Origin of the sequence: Kitasatospora sp. NPDC004745 (genome assembly GCF_042873275.1) — a bacterium.
Classification (GTDB): domain Bacteria; phylum Actinomycetota; class Actinomycetes; order Streptomycetales; family Streptomycetaceae; genus Kitasatospora.
Genome location: NZ_JBIALK010000001.1, coordinates 365,071 through 380,704, shown reverse-complemented (window position 1 = coordinate 380,704; position 15,634 = coordinate 365,071). Strand labels below are relative to the sequence as shown.

General features: G+C 68.5%; 26 protein-coding genes. 6 read left to right on the top strand and 20 right to left on the bottom strand.

The features are described 5' to 3' along the window. Positions 1-361: 361 nt before the first annotated feature. The 8 genes from ACFYUY_RS01630 to ACFYUY_RS01595 form a co-directional block, all read right to left on the bottom strand. Positions 362-1,237 carry a hypothetical protein gene (locus ACFYUY_RS01630; RefSeq protein ID WP_387897026.1) on the bottom strand — a complete coding sequence of 292 codons (876 nt, stop codon included), beginning with the start codon at positions 1,235-1,237 and terminating at the stop codon, positions 362-364. Then, a complete protein-coding gene (locus tag ACFYUY_RS01625) occupies positions 1,234-2,040 on the bottom strand; it encodes a hypothetical protein (protein ID WP_387897024.1) in 807 nt (268 codons plus the stop codon). Before ACFYUY_RS01625 ends, ACFYUY_RS01630 begins: the two co-directional genes overlap by 4 nt. After that, the gene (locus ACFYUY_RS01620; protein ID WP_387897023.1) at positions 2,037-2,825 is read right to left on the bottom strand and encodes a hypothetical protein; all 789 of its coding nucleotides are present in this window, start codon (positions 2,823-2,825) and stop codon (positions 2,037-2,039) included. Before ACFYUY_RS01620 ends, ACFYUY_RS01625 begins: the two co-directional genes overlap by 4 nt. Before the next feature lie 30 nt (positions 2,826-2,855). Continuing rightward, positions 2,856-3,395, bottom strand: a complete 540-nt coding sequence (locus ACFYUY_RS01615) for a hypothetical protein (RefSeq protein WP_387897021.1) — start codon at positions 3,393-3,395, stop codon at positions 2,856-2,858. Positions 3,396-3,872: 477 nt separating this feature from the next. Next, positions 3,873-4,115, bottom strand: coding sequence for a hypothetical protein (locus tag ACFYUY_RS01610; RefSeq protein WP_387897020.1), 243 nt, complete (start codon positions 4,113-4,115; stop codon positions 3,873-3,875). Next, positions 4,112-4,783 carry an HNH endonuclease family protein gene (locus ACFYUY_RS01605; RefSeq protein ID WP_387897019.1) on the bottom strand — a complete coding sequence of 224 codons (672 nt, stop codon included), beginning with the start codon at positions 4,781-4,783 and terminating at the stop codon, positions 4,112-4,114. The genes ACFYUY_RS01610 and ACFYUY_RS01605 overlap by 4 nt, the downstream gene beginning before the upstream one ends. Before the next feature lie 213 nt (positions 4,784-4,996). After that, positions 4,997-5,263: a hypothetical protein gene (locus tag ACFYUY_RS01600; RefSeq protein WP_387897018.1), complete on the bottom strand. Its 267-nt coding sequence runs from the start codon at positions 5,261-5,263 to the stop codon at positions 4,997-4,999. 66 nt (positions 5,264-5,329) lie between these two features. Beyond that, positions 5,330-5,872 carry a hypothetical protein gene (locus ACFYUY_RS01595; protein ID WP_387897017.1) on the bottom strand — a complete coding sequence of 181 codons (543 nt, stop codon included), beginning with the start codon at positions 5,870-5,872 and terminating at the stop codon, positions 5,330-5,332. 89 nt (positions 5,873-5,961) lie between these two features. Between ACFYUY_RS01595 and ACFYUY_RS01590 the strand changes: the two genes are divergently transcribed. Continuing rightward, entirely contained in the window at positions 5,962-6,183 is a 222-nt protein-coding gene (locus ACFYUY_RS01590) for a type II toxin-antitoxin system prevent-host-death family antitoxin (RefSeq protein ID WP_387897016.1), read from the top strand. After that, positions 6,180-6,650 carry an endonuclease domain-containing protein gene (locus ACFYUY_RS01585; protein ID WP_387897014.1) on the top strand — a complete coding sequence of 157 codons (471 nt, stop codon included), beginning with the start codon at positions 6,180-6,182 and terminating at the stop codon, positions 6,648-6,650. The genes ACFYUY_RS01590 and ACFYUY_RS01585 overlap by 4 nt, the downstream gene beginning before the upstream one ends. 124 nt (positions 6,651-6,774) lie before the next feature. Here the strand turns inward: ACFYUY_RS01585 and ACFYUY_RS01580 are convergent, their stop codons facing one another. The 10 genes from ACFYUY_RS01580 to ACFYUY_RS01535 all read right to left on the bottom strand — a co-directional run bounded on the left by ACFYUY_RS01580 (position 6,775) and on the right by ACFYUY_RS01535 (position 12,110). After that, positions 6,775-7,203: a hypothetical protein gene (locus ACFYUY_RS01580; RefSeq protein WP_387897012.1), complete on the bottom strand. Its 429-nt coding sequence runs from the start codon at positions 7,201-7,203 to the stop codon at positions 6,775-6,777. Next, on the bottom strand, positions 7,200-7,517 hold the full coding sequence (locus tag ACFYUY_RS01575; RefSeq protein ID WP_387897010.1) for a hypothetical protein: 318 nt from the start codon (positions 7,515-7,517) through the stop codon (positions 7,200-7,202). Before ACFYUY_RS01575 ends, ACFYUY_RS01580 begins: the two co-directional genes overlap by 4 nt. 317 nt (positions 7,518-7,834) lie before the next feature. Then, positions 7,835-8,080: a hypothetical protein gene (locus tag ACFYUY_RS01570; RefSeq protein WP_387897008.1), complete on the bottom strand. Its 246-nt coding sequence runs from the start codon at positions 8,078-8,080 to the stop codon at positions 7,835-7,837. Next, a complete protein-coding gene (locus ACFYUY_RS01565) occupies positions 8,077-8,361 on the bottom strand; it encodes a hypothetical protein (RefSeq protein WP_387897006.1) in 285 nt (94 codons plus the stop codon). Before ACFYUY_RS01565 ends, ACFYUY_RS01570 begins: the two co-directional genes overlap by 4 nt. Positions 8,362-8,465: 104 nt before the next feature. Next, a complete protein-coding gene (locus tag ACFYUY_RS01560; RefSeq protein ID WP_387897005.1) occupies positions 8,466-9,074 on the bottom strand; it encodes a hypothetical protein in 609 nt (202 codons plus the stop codon). 27 nt (positions 9,075-9,101) lie between these two features. After that, complete coding sequence (gene dnaB, locus ACFYUY_RS01555) at positions 9,102-10,472, bottom strand: replicative DNA helicase (RefSeq protein ID WP_387897003.1); 1,371 nt, start codon at positions 10,470-10,472, stop codon at positions 9,102-9,104. Then, a complete protein-coding gene (locus ACFYUY_RS01550) occupies positions 10,469-11,410 on the bottom strand; it encodes a hypothetical protein (protein WP_387897002.1) in 942 nt (313 codons plus the stop codon). Before ACFYUY_RS01550 ends, dnaB begins: the two co-directional genes overlap by 4 nt. 96 nt (positions 11,411-11,506) lie before the next feature. After that, entirely contained in the window at positions 11,507-11,704 is a 198-nt protein-coding gene (locus ACFYUY_RS01545; RefSeq protein ID WP_387897001.1) for a hypothetical protein, read from the bottom strand. Further along, a complete protein-coding gene (locus ACFYUY_RS01540) occupies positions 11,701-11,919 on the bottom strand; it encodes a hypothetical protein (RefSeq protein WP_387897000.1) in 219 nt (72 codons plus the stop codon). Before ACFYUY_RS01540 ends, ACFYUY_RS01545 begins: the two co-directional genes overlap by 4 nt. Further along, the gene (locus ACFYUY_RS01535) at positions 11,916-12,110 is read right to left on the bottom strand and encodes a hypothetical protein (protein ID WP_387896999.1); all 195 of its coding nucleotides are present in this window, start codon (positions 12,108-12,110) and stop codon (positions 11,916-11,918) included. Before ACFYUY_RS01535 ends, ACFYUY_RS01540 begins: the two co-directional genes overlap by 4 nt. A gap of 358 nt (positions 12,111-12,468) precedes the next feature. Here ACFYUY_RS01535 and ACFYUY_RS01530 point away from each other — a divergent pair, with 358 nt between their 5' ends. The 4 genes from ACFYUY_RS01530 (at position 12,469) to ACFYUY_RS01515 (ending at position 14,200) form a co-directional block, all read left to right on the top strand. Further along, a complete protein-coding gene (locus ACFYUY_RS01530) occupies positions 12,469-12,753 on the top strand; it encodes a hypothetical protein (protein ID WP_387896997.1) in 285 nt (94 codons plus the stop codon). Positions 12,754-12,881: 128 nt separating this feature from the next. Beyond that, complete coding sequence (locus tag ACFYUY_RS01525; RefSeq protein ID WP_387896995.1) at positions 12,882-13,127, top strand: hypothetical protein; 246 nt, start codon at positions 12,882-12,884, stop codon at positions 13,125-13,127. Between the two features lie 153 nt (positions 13,128-13,280). Then, the gene (locus tag ACFYUY_RS01520) at positions 13,281-13,736 is read left to right on the top strand and encodes a Panacea domain-containing protein (protein ID WP_387896994.1); all 456 of its coding nucleotides are present in this window, start codon (positions 13,281-13,283) and stop codon (positions 13,734-13,736) included. Continuing rightward, on the top strand, positions 13,733-14,200 hold the full coding sequence (locus ACFYUY_RS01515) for a hypothetical protein (RefSeq protein ID WP_387896993.1): 468 nt from the start codon (positions 13,733-13,735) through the stop codon (positions 14,198-14,200). The genes ACFYUY_RS01520 and ACFYUY_RS01515 overlap by 4 nt, the downstream gene beginning before the upstream one ends. Positions 14,201-14,252: 52 nt before the next feature. On the opposite strand, the gene ACFYUY_RS01510 is transcribed toward ACFYUY_RS01515, so the two are convergent. Together ACFYUY_RS01510 and ACFYUY_RS01505 are read right to left on the bottom strand one after the other, a co-directional pair. After that, a complete protein-coding gene (locus tag ACFYUY_RS01510; protein ID WP_387896991.1) occupies positions 14,253-14,675 on the bottom strand; it encodes a hypothetical protein in 423 nt (140 codons plus the stop codon). A 149-nt stretch (positions 14,676-14,824) separates the two neighbouring features. Continuing rightward, complete coding sequence (locus ACFYUY_RS01505; RefSeq protein ID WP_387896990.1) at positions 14,825-15,634, bottom strand: GntR family transcriptional regulator; 810 nt, start codon at positions 15,632-15,634, stop codon at positions 14,825-14,827.

Sequence of the window (15,634 nt, the reverse complement as noted above, 5' to 3'; positions counted from 1 at the left end):
ACGACGAGGCAGGCTGGCTGCTGTACATCGGAACCAGTCTGGATCCGCAGCGTCGGTTCCGAGACCACGCGAAGTGGTTCGGCTGGTGGCCCGCGGTTGCCCGCACCGACGTCGAGTGGCTGCCGTGCGGCCGCCCGGAGTCGAGGCGCATCGAGCATGCGGCGATCCGCCGGGAGCGGCCGGCCTGCAACGTGGCGCCTGGTGTCGAGGTTGAGGAGTGCGGCCCGCCGATGGAAGGGGGGACCTGGTTCGACCGTGGGGCGCAGCTGAGGGAGTGGCGGCGGTGGTTCGCGTTGTGGCGGGACTGCCAGCTGCAGCCAGACGAGCGGTCCGTCCGGCCGCCGGCCAGACACGGGGATCTTTAGCGCCGCCACACGTTGACCCGCTCGGTCGCCAGCATCGGCGCGCCATCCGGCCCCTTCAAGTGGGCGGGGATCCACTGCTTCCGGCGGAGCGCACGCTCGGGGCCGTAGGGCTGGTCGCGCCAGTGCCCTTGGACGACCCAGCGGTGCCGGTAGCGGCGGCCGGCAATGTCTGTGCCGGTCTCCTCTCGCTGGCCCGGAATGTAGGTCCGGCGAAGGTCGATGAGCGTGACCTGTGGAACGGCCTCCTGGCGCCTTCCGTACGCCCGGGCTGTCGCCTTGTCGGCGGTCTCTGCCTGGCGTTCGGTGAGTGTGGGTTGTTCCATGAGGAGCCAGGCGGCGGCGAGTGTCTGCATGACCAGGGTCGGCAGGTCGGGGTCGAGTGCCGCGAACGGGACCGGATCGGCTCCGACCGGAATGCTCCGGCCGAGGACTGGTACGAGCGGCGGGATCTGTTCGATCACAAGGCGCGTGAAGCGGCCACGGCGTTTCACCTCTGCGTCCAGGGTTGCTCTGGTCAGCCAGATGCTGATGCCCAGTTCTCCATCGACGGCACCCCAGGTGACAGCCTCGATAGGTACTTCGACGCCGTCCATAGGGAAGTTGCCGACGCCTCCGTCGAACACGATCAGGCCGGAGGGGGACGGGCGGTCTGCGGATGCCCACCGTGCTGAGGCGAGCTGGCTCCCGGAGGCTACGGCGAGGGCTGTCATGTCGGCGGACGCCCAGTAGAGCTCGGCGGCGCGGAGCTTGCTGACCTCCGCCTGCCTGCCGGCTTCGTTGCTGTCGCCGGTGTTGGCCCGGAGGGGCATGGCCGGGTCGGTGAGGTGACGCAGAATCTGGTCGCGGGCCTTCGGTAGCGAGGAGGGCCTCATTGAATCTCCTTCAGCGCGGCCTTCCGGTTTGAAGGAAGGCCGAGTTTGCGGGCTCGGTTGCGGAGCTGTGCATCGGTGATGCCGACCGCCTGGGCCAGCTCCTTCGTGCTCAGTTCCGGACGGAACCAGTTCTTCTTCAGCCACGCTTCATCGATGGGTTTCGGCTCGTAGCCGGTGCGGCGCAACCGGCCTTGGGCTGTCAGCATCTTGACCAGTTCGAGCAGTTCCTTGTCCTCATTGATGATCTGCCGGGCCAGTAAGGTCGTGATGCCGACCTCCCGGGCGGCCTCCCCCACGGTCTTGTGCGACAAGAGGGCGGCGGCCAGCGGGGCGCGATCGCGTCGGATCGGTTCTTCCGGGAGGCCCCGGCACCCCCCTTTCCCTACCGGCCTGAGCCAGTCCAACCGTGCCTTGAACTTGGCATCATTCTCTGTCCAGTACATGACCTGCGATCTGCTCAGGCCAGCGGATCGGGCTGCGAGCCCGATGTTGATGTTGGGGTTCTCCAGGAGCTCCAGAAAGCGTTTCAACTGGTATTGCGACGCTCGGCGGGCCGACGGGATTACGGGCCTGGTGGAGATCCAGGTCCGGAGGGCTGCCTCGGCGGCCAGGAACTCAGGGTTCGTCCGCCAATAGCCGAGCCGGCCGCAGCCCAGATCCACCGTCCGACTGGCCTCGGCCACCGAGCCGTCGTGCTCGATCAGGGCCTTCAGATAGGCTCCCTGCCAACGGATGTTCCTGTTTGCGCGGTCGCCTTCAAGCTCCTGCTCGGCCTCGCTTGGCACACTGCCGGTCTCAGTCACTCGGCGTCCTTGAGGTCGGTGCGGGCGCCGCGGCCGGGCCGGGTGGCGTGGGCGTACATGACCTCGACGGCGCTGTAGATGGACTGGCCGCCGCGGCCGGGAGCGCGGCCGACGGCCTCGACACCGAGGCGGCGCAGGGCCTTGGACGCGGTGTCGGTGCGGTCGGCGCCCATGTGGTCGGCGGCCTGCTGCAGAGTCCAGGTCTCGTCGGGGTCCGAGCGTTCGACCTCGGCGATGTAGGCGGTGTCGACGGCGTCCCAGCGGCCGGCGATCCTCCAGCCGGCCGCTTCCAGCAGTTCCTCGGCTTCGCGGATGGCGTCATCGATGTCGCCATCACGGGCGTCGACGCTGGTGACGTGCTGAAGCAGCGGGTCGCCGGTCGACTCCCAGCTGATGCGCTTCTCGTCGCCCTCGTAGTAGGTGTGGGGCGCATCGGCCTTCACTTCGACTTCGCAGTTGTCGCCCCCCAGGCTGGAGGTGTCGTTGACGACCCAGACAGTGAAGTGGGTGGAGGGCGGCTCAGGGAAGTGCTCAGCGATGATGCCGTCGGCGGTCTCCTGGAGTTCCGGCAGGTACTCGCGAATGTCGCCGTCGGCCCAGTCGTCGCCGAGCCAGTCTTCGAGGGCGGCGCGGGTGATCACGACGTGGTCGTTGTCGACGTGGGCGCCGGCCCACACGTCCAGCTCGGGTTCCTCGTCGACGTCGAAGTTGACGTACAGGACGGGGTCTTCGGCGCCGCTGTCGCGGAGGCTTCGCAGATCGCTGGGGGTGACGGTGACGGACACGACGGTGCTCCTGTGGCTGGGATGGACGGGTCAGAGAGTAGCGGCAGCGGCCTTGATGCCGCTGAAGGTTCGGGCGAGGAGGTTGACGGTGTCGCGGGCGCCGTCGAGGTAGCGGATTTCGATGGCGTCGGCGCCGTCGTGGTAGGCGTGGAGCCTGCCGTCGGCGGTGTCGAACCAGACCTTCTCGATGGCGCTGAGGAGGCGGGCGGCGCGACCGTTGGCGATACCGCGGCCGCCGAGGGCGGCGCCGCTGACGTTGCCGGTGCCGTAGTGCGCGACGTCGAGGTCGGCGAACTCGGCCCAGTTGTTCAGGTAGACGCGGTCCATGCCGTTCTTCTGCCAGCGGCGGCCGCCGAGGGCGACGACCAGTTCGGCGGTGAGCTTGACCGGCCGGGGGGTCTTGCGGAGGAGGGCGGGGAGTTTGATGCGGTAGGCGAGGGAGGCTGCGTCGATCACCCAGCGGCCGGCCTTCTTGATGGCGGCGACGGCGCCGGTGCGACACCAGGTGCGGATGGTGTCGGCCGTAACTCCGGCCTGGGCGGCGGCGTTGGTGGTGGTGACGGTGGCCATCAGGCTCCCCTTTCGACACCACCAACTATGTCTGACGGTCGGACATAGTTCAAGCGGTTTCACCCAATCGGGTTACACCAAAGACGAATTGCCACCTCAGCAGCCACCAACCGCCAGGCCGAACCGGCAGCCGGAACAACCAGCGCCACCGGAAATCCGACCCAACATCTGGACTACTCCATTCCGGCGGCGTAGCGTTCCCGCCCACAGAGGGGTCGTCACCCGGGTATGCCACCCCGCCCGGGCCCTGTCCGGCGGCCGCGCCAGACCGCCGAGACCGCTGCGCCCTGCCGCTCCCCAAGTGCGGCAGGGCGCAGCCATGTGCGGCATGACCTGCGAACTCGCACGGCACGCCCCTTGTTCGGCCACCACCCCAGGCGTAGGCTCCCAGCCAGTTGGATCCGGCAGTGCCTCCCACGGCGCTGCGCCCCACCCCGTATCGGACGGGGTGGGGCGCAGCTGCTCGATCACGGCCCGTCAGGCGCGGGTCGCGAGGATCGAGGCGATCGGGCCGGCGAACGTCCGCCCCTGTTCATCCGTGAACGCGAAGCCCTGCTCGCTCTCGCCCAGGCCGTCGAGGAACTGGTCGTACCAGTCGCTGGCGCTGGAGACGAGAGCGTACGGCCCGAGCCGAAACGACCCGCGGTCGACCTGGTGCCAGCCGTCGGCCAACAGCACTCCGGTCACCTCGGGGGCGACGACCCTGATCGTGGCACTCACCGGGCGAGCACCACCTGAAGCTCTGCGTCGTCACAGCCGGCGGCGATCCGGTGCAGGGCGTCGACCTCGCGCGCGTCGACGGACAGACCCCAGCGGGTCTTCACCGCGGTCCAGTCGGCGAGGTAGGTGCAGGCGTATCCGGCGGCCGGCGGCATCCAGTCCGCCGGGTCCTTGTCGGCCTTCGAGCGGTTGCTCTTCGCCGAGACGGCGATCAGGGCGCGCGGCTCGTCGAGGTCGTTGGCGTACTGCTCGCGCTGCTTCGCGCTCCAGTTCGAGGCCCCGCTGTCCCAGGCTTCGGCGAGCGGGACGACGTGGTCGACGTCGAGGAGCTTGGAGTCGGTGAGGACGAGGTCGTCGTACGGCGACACCCAGATGCCGCCGCTCAGCGCGCACTTGGGGCCGACGGCGGGCTTGTCGACGGCTTCGGCGATCAGGACTTCCTTGCGGGTGTCGCAGCCGTTGCCGTCGGCGTCGGTCCAGTGTCGGAACGCGGTGCGGACGTAGCCGTCGCGGCTCTCGTCGGCGACGGGCAGGTCGTCGATGGCGGCGTAGAGGGTGGTGGTGACGGTGTCGCCGGCGGCCCGGTGTGGCGCGGCGTGGGCGGGGGCGGCGGTGATGCCGAGGAGGGCGGTGACGGCGAGGGTGATGGCGGCGGGGCGCAGGCGCACGGGGGTTCTCCCGGGTGACGGATGGTCGGCCACCCAGGAGAACGATCACGTCGCGGCGCCGGTCACGCCGTCCGGTCAGGCTGGCGCCCCTGCGGGGCTACTCGTCCCAGGAGGGTTCGATCTCGCCGTCGTCGCAGCACTCGTCGAACTGGTCGCCGACTTCCTCGCCGCAGGAGTTGCAGAACCAGTACGCCGGCTCCTGGTCTTCATCGGTCATCGCTGCTCCGCGAGGGTGTCCCAGTACTGATGCGTGGTGATGAGGGCGCGGCTCAGGAGGAGGGGGATCTGATCGTGATCGGCCGTGGGCATGGCATCGCGGAGGGTAGCTTCGAGCCGCTCGCTCGCAGCGTCGCGGATACTGATCGCCGCTTCGCGATTGCCGTAGTAGTCGGCGGCGGGGATGCCAACCTGAGCCGCGTGGATGGTGCCGCTGGTGGTCATTGCGACGACCGCCACCATTTCAATCCGGTCGTGGTTCACTGCTGCTCCCTGCGCTGTTCGTAGGCGGCGATGATGGCGGGCAGGTTGGTCATCTGGTCCTCGGGTTCAGTGGTAAGTGATGACGGGGCCGGCTTCGATGCGGGCGCGGCGCTCCAGCTCCGCGGCCCAGCCTTCATCGCTGTTGCGCCTGGCGATTTCGCGGTTGACGGCGTCGTCGAGCGCGGCCCGGGCGGCAGCGTCGCGCTTGGTTCGCATCTCGGTGGCGAGCTCGTCGAGGCGATCGGTCGCAGGGCCAGCGGCGCCCATGACACGGGCCGCGCCGGCGATGTGGGCCCAGGCCTGGGCGAGCATGCCGACCTCCTGATACAGCGCGGTGGCGGTCTTGTTCGCCGAGTTGAGCTGGGCGCGGCAGTCGAGCGCGACCTGGCGCTGAGTGTCGTCGCCGGCGGAGCGGACGGCGCGGTTGATGGCGGTGCGGGTGGCCTTGACGATCTCGGCGACCAGGCGGCGGGCCTCGACGAGCTGGTCAACGGTGAGCCAGTCGAGGGGGAAGCGGCTGACGCGCTGGTCGGTGTAGCAGGCGGAGCGGGCGTAGTGCTCGGCCTTGGCGGCCCATTCTTCGCGGGCGGGCCAAAAGCGGTGCGACAAGGGAGCCCTCCGAGGGGTGGGTAGACTCAACGCTTCAATGGTACATCGCGTCTTTATGTACATCAAGACGCCTTGCTAACCTAGACTCCATGGACACCAACAGCGCCGACCAGCCGATCGCCGAGGCACGAGCCAACCTCTCCGAACTCCTCGCCTCTGTACGCCTCCTGCGCCGCTCCTACTTCCTCACCAGCCGCGGCAAACGTCAGGCTGCACTCGTCACCGCCGAACTCGGCGAACTCGTGGAACAGTCCGGCGGCCCCGACCGCGCAACGCAGATCCTCAGGCAGCACCTGGGAAGCCAGGGGTGAGGCGCACCCACACGAGCTGCTACCACACGGGCTACTCGCTGAGTTGCGCCGAGTACGACGACCTTCTCCGGCTGGCGCGGGGATGCTGCAAAATCTGCAGGGAACCCACGGCCACGCTGTCCATCGACCACGACCACGGCCTTGGAGCGTGGGCCGTGCGAGGACTGCTGTGCCAGCGGTGCAACCAGCACATGAAGCTGGCAGAGCACGGCCAGCGTCCGATGACGGCAGCCATGAGGCGCTATGTGGCTAACGCTTGGCACAGGCGCCAGGCCACCAGCGCAGCGAAGGCCGGTCGCGTTCGCCCAAAGCGCGTGTGTCCCGCCTGTGGCCGCGAAACGTCCGTTTACCCGAACGGCTCGCTTCACCGCCACTGGTCTCGCGCGACGGTTACCCACGATGTGATCTGCCCGGGCGTCGAGCCCTCCCAGCGGCCACCCACCCCCGTCGAACACGAGGGCCCCTGACCCTTCCCCACCAGCCCCGACGCGCGTACCGTGGCCGAACCGCCTGGGGGCGCCCCGCGGCCGACAATCGGACCGCGTGCACTACCGGAGCGCCCTCGCCAGCCAGGCGGGGGCGTTCCTGCATTCAGGATGCGCGGCGGGCGTCGTCGTACGCGGCGAACCCGGCCGCGGCCTGCTCGATGTACCGGCACTGCCAGCCGCACGGGTCTTCGGCGCCGTGAAGCACCAGATGGAGCTCCTCGGGGCTGGACCAGGTCACGTCGGCCGGGGTCTTCCGGGTGCGTGAGCAGGGCCGGAACATCCACTGCGCGAGGAACGTGACCGGGTTGTCTCGGTAGTCGCGGCGGGCCGCGTGGGCGTGGAGCCAGCGGGCGAACGTCATGTCGAGCCGGATGGCCGGAGCCCGGTCGGAGCCGGGGCAGTTGCTGTAGAGGATCGAGCCTTCGGGGTCGTACGGGATGGTGTGACGCTTGAGGCATCCGTCCTTGCGGATGGAGAGGGTCTGCTCACAGTGCCCGCAGATGCCCTCCGGCGGGGGCGTGAAGGGCCTCACGGGGCTTCCCCCTCCCCCGGGGCCGGGGCGGCGAGTTCGGGGCTCGTAGGGGCCTTCTGCGGCCTTCGCTGCTCCCGGGCGGCCAGCAGGGCGCTCGCGGCGCGGCTCTGGCCGAAGCGGTACCAGTGCTGATCCGGCCCCGTGTGCGCAGCCGGCGGGAGCGCCTGGATCAACTCGGCCCCCTCGGCGAACGCGGCGTCACGAACCTGCGCCGCGTACTCGTCGAGGAGCTGGGCGGCCTGCTCGGGGAGCATGAAGCTGACGTGGAATGCGCGCTCGATCCGCTCGCGCGGTGTTCGCTTCGACCCGGCCATCGGTCAGCCCTCCCTCGACGCGGGAACGGCGGCCTCGATCACCTCGACGACCGGCCGCCACGAACCAGCCGCCGGCGGCCGCACGCAGCTCAACTTCAACCACCCGCAGGCAGCACAGAAGTTGCCGTGCACCCGAGCCTGCCAGCCGACCCGGCCCGCCACGTACCAGCGCGCATCCGCCCCGCACTCACGACAGGGGTTCGGCTGCTGCGGGCGCCCGCAGGCGGCGACCGTGCCCGCCACAGCGGACTCCCAACTGCCCCAGGTGACTGGCTCGCCCTGGTGGACGGCGGGCAGCACGGGCAGTGAACGGGCCGTCACGAGACACCACCGACGGAAGCCTTGAGGACGTCGGCAGCGGCGCACCACTGCTCGTGCCGCTCCCAGTCGCTGGGGCGCAGGTCGTCCTCGTCGATCTCGTCGAGCCGCGCCTTCGAGGCCCCGACAATCCGCCACCAGTTCTCGGCGACGATCGCGGAACGGTAGGCGTCGATCGCGGCGTCCGCGGCCTCGGCGGTGCCGTTCTTGATGGTGTCGATGAGGATCTGCCGGACGGTCGTCACTGGGCACCGCCGACGGCCGGGGTGCGGATCCACGACTCCAGTGCCGTGGCGTACACCTTCTCGGCCCGGTCAGCGGCCCCCTTCGCCTTCGCCTCGGCAGTACGGGCCTCCTCGACCTGCCGACGCAGCATGGCGAGATCGGGCGCGTGGACATCGACCGCGTCGGCGAAGGTGGGCTGCAGCTCCAGCACCTTGACGAGCTGGGCGGCGGTGCGCTTCTTCCGGCCGTCGAGGCAGAGGAGCAGGAACTCGCGGGTGCCGGATGGGGTGGTGAGATCCATGGGCGTTACCTCCTGGTGTGTGATGAATTGTTCCAGTGGTGCGGGCGTGCGGGTAGCCCGCTGACGTGACGAAACGCGCTCAACAGCGCCCCGCGGTGCCCCCGTTACCGGGCAACAGCCGCCGGCAGGGACAGGCCGACGCGTTCTGCGAGCTGCTCGCCCGACATGACCTGCCGCCGAACCAGAACCGGATGCGCGACTGACAGCCGACCCCACACCTGATCCAACGCCTCGTCCGCCATGTCGTGCAGCACCGCGAAGTCGAAACCGTCGCCGCCGAACACCGGGCGCGGAGAAGTCCACTCCAGCAGCCGGGCACGGTCCCCGTGTGCGCCCAGTTCCACGACGGCCGCCCGGTCCGGGGTCCACAGTCCCGCTTCCCGCAGCCACCGGTCCTCGGCCCGTTCCCCGCCGGCCGTGCCGATCGCCAGCAGGCGGGGCGCGTCGGGCATGCCGGTCAGCCGGGCCGTTGCATGCCCGCCACGCCGGCCACTCGGAACGATGCTGACCTGCTCCACGTGCAGGCCCCCGGCCAGCCACAGGAGCGCATGCCCGAGCTCGTGTGCCGCGGTCGCGGCGAGTTGCTGCTCCGTCGTCAGCTGCATCAGCTCGCCGGCATCGACATCGCCGGTGCGGAAGTGCTCCGGGACTGGGTGCCGTGTCGGGTAGGGCTCGCCGAAGAGGTCGACGTCGTGGTGCCAGGTCTCACGCATGATCGCTCCCTTTCGAATCGGCTGTGGCTAGTTGGTGTCACGGGTCATGTCGACGAATCGCGAGTAGTGCAGCTGTGACGCCACGGTGATCGTCGCCGTGGCCCCGTTCCTGTGCTTCCCGACGATCACGTCTGCTTCGCCGGCCCGGGCCGACTCCTTCTCGTACGCGTCTTCGCGGTGCAGCAGGATCACCAGGTCCGCGTCCTGCTCCAGCGACCCGGATTCGCGCAGGTCCGACACCATGGGCTTCTTCTCCGTGCGCTGCTCCGGGCCGCGGTTCAGCTGCGCCAAGGCGATGATCGGCACGTCCAGCTCCTTCGCGAGGAGCTTCAGGTTCCGGGAGATGTACGAGACCTCTACCTGCCGGGACTCGAAGCGCCGACTGGTGCCCGATCCGAGGAGCTGCAGGTAGTCGATGACGATCAGTCGCAGGCCCTGGCGCTCCTTCAACCGCCGTGCCTTCGCGCGGATCTGCGCCAGGTCGAGGTTCGGCGAATCGTCGATGTACAGCGGCGCCCCGGTCACCAACGGCATGCACCTGGCGATACGGTTCCAGTCGTCCTCGTCGAGGTTGCCGGACCGCATCAGGTGCAGCCCGACCCGGGCCTCCGCGGACAGAATCCGCATGTTGAGCTCGTTGCGGCCCATTTCCAGCGAGAAGATCACGCTCGGAAGGCTGTGCTTGATGGAGCACGCCCGCAAGAAGTCGTCCGCCAACGTCGACTTTCCCATCGCAGGCCGGCCCGCGACGATGATGAACTGTCCGCCCTGCCAGCCCTGCGTGAGAGCGTCAAGGTCCGTGAATCCCGTCGGGACGCCGGTGAGCCGGCCCTTGTTGGTGGCGATCTCCTCCAACAGGTCGAGAGTGTCCCCCATCGACGCCGACAGCAGGTGCAGGCCGTCCTCGGCCTGATCGGCCTCAGTCTCAGTGATCCGGGCCTGCACCTCGGCAATGATCGCCTGCGCATCCTCACGACCCTCCAAGAGCGCCTGCGTCGCACGGCGGGTGGCCTTCGCGAAGTCCCGGGCCACGAATCGCTCGCGGACGATCTCGGCGTACGTTTCGGCGTTGCCCACACGGATGGCGTCGGCGACGAGGCCGTGGATGTAGCCGCGGCCGCCAACCTTCTCCAGCTCGCCCCGGCGGTTGAGCTCGTTCGCGACCGTGATCGGGTCGGCGATCCCACCGGCCGCGTTCAAGTCGACGATAACGTTGTGGATCTTCTCGTGGGCGGGCCTGTAGTAGTGCTTGCCCTTGACGATCTGGCTGACGACATCGATCGCCTGGCGGTCGAACAGCATCGAGGCCAGGATGCCGCGTTCCGCGCCGAAGTCGTTCGGCTCATGCAGTTCGATGACCTCCGGACCACCCCCGGGGTCGTCGTCGAACACGCTCACGCCGCGGCTCCTGTCTCAATGCGCCGCCGACGGGCCACCGCAGCCGGGTGGCAGTCATCGCAAGCGACGAGTTCGTTGTCCCGGGCCGGGTCCTTGCGCATCCGGTAAGCCGGGTCCTGGCAGTTGCCGCACCAGTCCGCGCGACTGTCGACGGACGTGCGGGCCGTGGGGACTGTGGAGCGGTCGCAGTGCTGGGCAAGGTCCGTCCAGCCGCGGTCCGCAAGCTCCCGGGCCCGGTCAACCAGCCACCACACGGGGAAGCCGGCATCCGCGAGTTCAGCAGCCTGCGCGCCAAGCTTCCGCCGAGTAGCCGGACTGACCGGACGGGCGAGAGCGGCAGCGTATGCGGCGACAACCGTCTCCGCATCCCGCGAGGTCGTCTCTCTCTCGCTTCCGGCCGCGGCAGGCGTGTCTGCTGCCGGCTTCGGAGAGGGACCGGAGGGAGGGAGAGTCTTCTTCGACTTGGTGTGCTTGGAATTGGTGTTCTTATGCGGCAGTTCAGCCAACGTAGGCGAAACCACCGCTGGTTCAGCCAACGTAGGTCCACCCAACGTAGGCTGAACCAACGTTGGCTGAGCCACCGCAGGCTCTGAGCTGGGACTTTCCAGCTCAGAAGGCCCCTCGAAGGCTTCCGGCTGGTCGGTGATGTAGTACACGGCGCCGCCAAGCGTGCCGTTCGCGTTCCGCTGCCGCGTCCGCTGCAGGTAGCCGCACTTCTCCAGGTTTCGCAGCGACGACTTCACCGCGGTGAGGCCGTCACTGGGCGACATCGCGGCGATCGACTCGGCACTCACGCCGAAGCCGTCGCGATGGGTCGAGATGAGCCCGAAGACGCCCTTGTCGCGGAAGGACAGTCGGGCGTCACGGAAGAGGGCGTTGCGGATCTGAGTGAACGCGTCCGCGGCCATCGGGCCACGGCGGATTCGTCCGTAGTTCACGCTGTGCTCCGGGGTGCAGGTGCCGCTGAACTGGAAGCGGCCGGTGAAGGGGAGCGAGAAGGGGGCCGCCCCACGGCGGGGCGGCCCAAGACGGCGTCAGCGGCCGAGAATCCGGTCGATCGTGCGCTGCGCCGTCGCCGCCGGCAGATCACCAGTCACCGTGTGGAAACCGGTTTGCGGCTCGTAGTGCGTCTCGACGTTGGAGAAGCCCAGCGAACGGGCATCCTCAGCGGTCGCAGCAACCCGCTCAGCTGCGCCCCGCTGGTCGCGGTGGAGAGACTGCAGCAGCTTCACTGCGGCACCCCCTCGACGAACGAGATGCCGTCGCCGTGCACGGACTGGAGCACCATGACGACCAGGTCTTCGGTCAGGTACCGCGGGTCGAACCCGACGATGACGGTGTCCGGGGTGATCCACGTGGCGCGCATCGCCGGCCCGTCGTCGGGCAGGGTGACGGTGATCAGGCCGGCCGTGACCCGCGGGGCCTCGGCGGTAGCGGTGACAGTCACAGCGCCTCCCCCACGTTGCCGTTCGCCACCGCACGGACGTAGCGCTTCGCGAACAGCAACGCCCCGTGCGTGTCACCGGCAGCCTTCGCGCGCAGGGCCAGCCAGTAGGCGGCCATGCTGCCGCGCTCGATCAGGGGCGTTCGGGCGACGGCGAGGTTCTCGGTCGGCCGGGCGACGGTGACGGCGATCATCGAGCCACCGCCGGGGTGACGTCGACGCAGTTGACAGAAGCTGCCATGATGGACTCCTTCAATCAGTGCGCGCTTTGGTTACCAGGCCAGGGGGCGCGCACGATGGATGGGACGGCCCCGCTTCGGCGGGGCCGTTTGTGTTCTGAAGCAACCCAGACATTACCGCCTTACCGGAATGGATACAAGGAGAGAACGCGAGAACACTCCCGTCAGCCTTCCGGGGAGATTCGGGCACCGTGCCGCACTCTGGCGCACTGACGCGCTACGGTGACAGGGCGCCGCTTCTGCCACCGCGGCGCTGGACGGCTCTACCAGGCCGACCCTGCCAAGCACCCGTCGCCACCGGGAGAAGTGTTCAATGACTGACCAGCCGTGGACCATCGAGCGCATCACCGAGGCGCTGGGGTCCCCTGAACTGACGCAGCGGTTCCTCGGCGAGATCAACAGGGCGCCAGCGGCACAGATCCTCGGCGTGTTCGCAAGGTGGCAGGGGATTGCTGAGTCGATGGTCACGGCCGTTGATCGCGGGCGTGAAATCGTCGCTGCTCAGGCCGCAGGCCGGCCGATCCCGGGGGAGTGGGAGGACGTGACCGAGCAGGTCAGGGCCGATGCGGAGATCCTGAAGTCCCGCAGCGCAGCGTGACTCCCTGTTTCTTGCACATGCACTCGGAGTTGTCACTAGGCTGACCGTGTCAACACCGTGACCGGTCCGCCACGGGCCGGAGGTGCCCGCCCCGGCGGGCCCGGCAGCGTAGGACAGGATCACGAACCATGATCTACCGCCTCCACCAGGACCGCACCGTTCGCGCAGTGCGCGAAAGCCTGCCCCAGGCGGCCGCCGACGAGCTGAAGCTGGCCCTGGACGGCATCCTTGTGGACCCCAAGGCTGGGACCCAGCCCTACGGAATCGACGACGGGATCACGCGAACACTGGTGCTGTCGCGAACGGTCGTCGTTCTTCTGGTCAATGACGAAACCCGGATGATCACGCTCCTGAGCGTGACGCACCTGGGCTGACCTGCCGGCTGTGCCCCGCCGAGCCCGGTTCGGCGGGGCACAGCCGCGTCCGGGCAGTGTCGGTGCCGTACGCCATACTGGCGTGACCGGGCCCTTAGCCTGCCGGGAGTGGTCGACTAGGGTGTGGACAGAATTCAAAGGGGAGGCCGAGACATGGCAAGCGTGCACGAGGTAGCCGCGTACATCCTGCTCAAGGACGGCCCGATGTCCGCGATGAAGTTGCAGAAGCTCGCCTACTTCTCGTACGGCTACCACCTGGCGTGGGAGGACGAGCGCCTGTTCCCTGAGCCGTTCGAAGCTTGGGCCAACGGACCCGTCGCACCAGCCCTGTACGCCGACCACCGCGGCCGGTACACGCTGTCGGCCGGCGACATCGACGGCGACTCCGAGGCACTCACCACGGACGAGAAGGAGTCGATCGACGTCGTCCTAGAGAACCTCGGGAACTACTCGGCACACCAGTTGTCCGAAGCCAGCCACCACAAGGATGGCCCGTGGCAGATGGCCCGCGACCGGGCCGGCGCGCGGGACCTGGAACGCAGCAACGAAGAGCTGCGAGACGAGGACATCGCCGACTACTTCGGCGCGCTCGTGGCGACCAGCGAGTGAGCAGCAAGAAGCGCATCGCCGCGAATAAGATCCCTGGCCAGCGCAAGCCTGAGAAGACCGTCGGCAACCTCGGCAAGGTGCTGCCGAACTCCGGGAACTCGGCGGACCGAATCTGCTGGCGCTTCACTCACGTCGACCACGATGGGCCGTGGGGCCTGGCGAAGCTCTCGCCGGCCGACATGGAATACCTGCTGAAGAAGCTCGCCGACGTCGAGAAGCAGACTGTTCGGGAGATCTTCAACCAGAGCGCCGACCTGGGGAAGCACTACGAGGCGCACAGCCTGCCGAACAGGATCGCTCAAGAGCGGCTTGTCGAACTGCAGCTGAGCGACATGACCCGAATCTCCCGCCTACGGTTCAAGGGCAAGGAGCGGCTGTTTGGGTTCCTGGTGGACAACGTCTTCCACGTCGTCTGGTGGGATCCCGAGCACGAGATCTGGCCGTCTCCGAAGAAGAACACCTGAACGTGACGCTGCGCCCTACCCGGCATACCCGGAGTGGGGCGCAGCTGTGCGTTCAGCGGACGTGGTTGATGAAGGCCCGGGATCCGTCGCGCAGGTCGACCGTGGCGCCGTGTCCGACCGCCGGCGGCGTCGCCAGAGTCGAATACACCTCGACGGCGGCGATCTCACCCGGATCCGCGGCCAGCAGCGCGGCGACGAGCCCCTGCTCGACCGCGGCGAGATCCTTCAGCTCGGCCGGCATCGCGGGCCCGGCCGGCTTCTCCCCCAGCACCGGCTCCGCATCCGGGTGGTCGCCCCACTTCTCGCCCGGCGCGCTCATGATGATCAGCTGCCAGTTGGTGGTCCGCCCGCCGGCCTCGACGACGACACCGTACGGGTGCCGGGTGTTGCCGGTGTCCGCGAAAGTCTTGGCCGCGGCGCCGGGCAGCGAGGCGGCGGCGTCGAGGAGGAGCTGCTGAAAGCGGGCAGGGCGCATGGGGGAACGTTCCTTCGATCGGGGGGCTACTCCACCGTACCGGGAACGGCCTTACGGGCCGGCAGACACCCCCGGAGCCACCGCTGGTGGCCTCCCCCAACGCCAGGGAACGTTCCAAGCCTGGCTCGACCGCGTCTCCCCCTCTGAACTCAATGAGGCAGCTGGTCGCTCGTGATCTCGTACTGCAGCTCGTACAGGTGGCCGGCCTTGGCCATTACGGTCACCTCGATGACGCGGTCATCATCGCTGTAGACCGTCCGGAAGGTGCGCAGAACGGGAAGCTCGCCGACCGGCATCTTCAGGTGCACGCCCTGGTCTGCCGTGGGGGTGCGGGCCGAGACGCGGTCGACCGACCGCCGGAACGGGAAGCCCATCTCGGCAAGCAGTGTCGGCACTCCCCCCTTGACCTTCGCCCCTTCCGCAATGGGAGTGCCTCGGGCGATGTCGATCGGGTAGTAGTTCTCCACCAGCTCCGCTGGCTCACCGTCGAGCTTCAGCAGTTGCCGGCGCAGCATGGCGGTTTCACCCTGCGCAATCCCTAGCGCTTCGGCGACGGATGCTGGCGGAACTACCTCTTTGACGTCGAGCAGTTCGCTCGCGGCGGTCATGCCCTTCTGTTGGGCTTCCGCGATCCAGCGGTAGGGCTGGCCGGGCTCGGCTGGGGCGAAGAAGTCTGCTGGCCGCATGACTCGCATGCGGCCCTCCCTAGCCTGGGTTGACTTCCCCTTACTGGTGACGACGAGCCCTTCCTCCTTCAGCGCGCGCATGGCGTTCTGCACCGCGGTGATGGATGCACCAAACTTCCCGCAGAGTTCGCTGATGGACGGGAGATCGTCACCCGGTTTGATGTCTCCGGACAGGATCTGGTCGCGGATATCCGCAGCGATGCGCTGACCTGCTCCACGCAGGTCTCCTTCGACAGCCCGCTTCCGCTCCCCAGGAGCCTTTCGCAATCCCAC

Bases quoted from the DNA above. Each gene is read 5' to 3' on its own strand.
- ACFYUY_RS01575 (WP_387897010.1), bottom strand. From the start codon at position 7,517: ATGGCCGGGTCGAAGCGAACACCGCGCGAGCGGATCGAGCGCGCATTC.
- ACFYUY_RS01560 (WP_387897005.1), bottom strand. From the start codon at position 9,074: ATGCGTGAGACCTGGCACCACGACGTCGACCTCTTCGGCGAGCCCTAC.
- ACFYUY_RS01590 (WP_387897016.1), top strand. From the start codon at position 5,962: ATGGACACCAACAGCGCCGACCAGCCGATCGCCGAGGCACGAGCCAAC.
- ACFYUY_RS01520 (WP_387896994.1), top strand. From the start codon at position 13,281: ATGGCAAGCGTGCACGAGGTAGCCGCGTACATCCTGCTCAAGGACGGC.
- ACFYUY_RS01565 (WP_387897006.1), bottom strand. From the start codon at position 8,361: ATGGATCTCACCACCCCATCCGGCACCCGCGAGTTCCTGCTCCTCTGC.
- ACFYUY_RS01535 (WP_387896999.1), bottom strand. From the start codon at position 12,110: ATGATCGCCGTCACCGTCGCCCGGCCGACCGAGAACCTCGCCGTCGCC.
- ACFYUY_RS01630 (WP_387897026.1), bottom strand. From the start codon at position 1,237: ATGAGGCCCTCCTCGCTACCGAAGGCCCGCGACCAGATTCTGCGTCAC.
- ACFYUY_RS01525 (WP_387896995.1), top strand. From the start codon at position 12,882: ATGATCTACCGCCTCCACCAGGACCGCACCGTTCGCGCAGTGCGCGAA.
- ACFYUY_RS01615 (WP_387897021.1), bottom strand. From the start codon at position 3,395: ATGGCCACCGTCACCACCACCAACGCCGCCGCCCAGGCCGGAGTTACG.
- ACFYUY_RS01530 (WP_387896997.1), top strand. From the start codon at position 12,469: ATGACTGACCAGCCGTGGACCATCGAGCGCATCACCGAGGCGCTGGGG.
- ACFYUY_RS01510 (WP_387896991.1), bottom strand. From the start codon at position 14,675: ATGCGCCCTGCCCGCTTTCAGCAGCTCCTCCTCGACGCCGCCGCCTCG.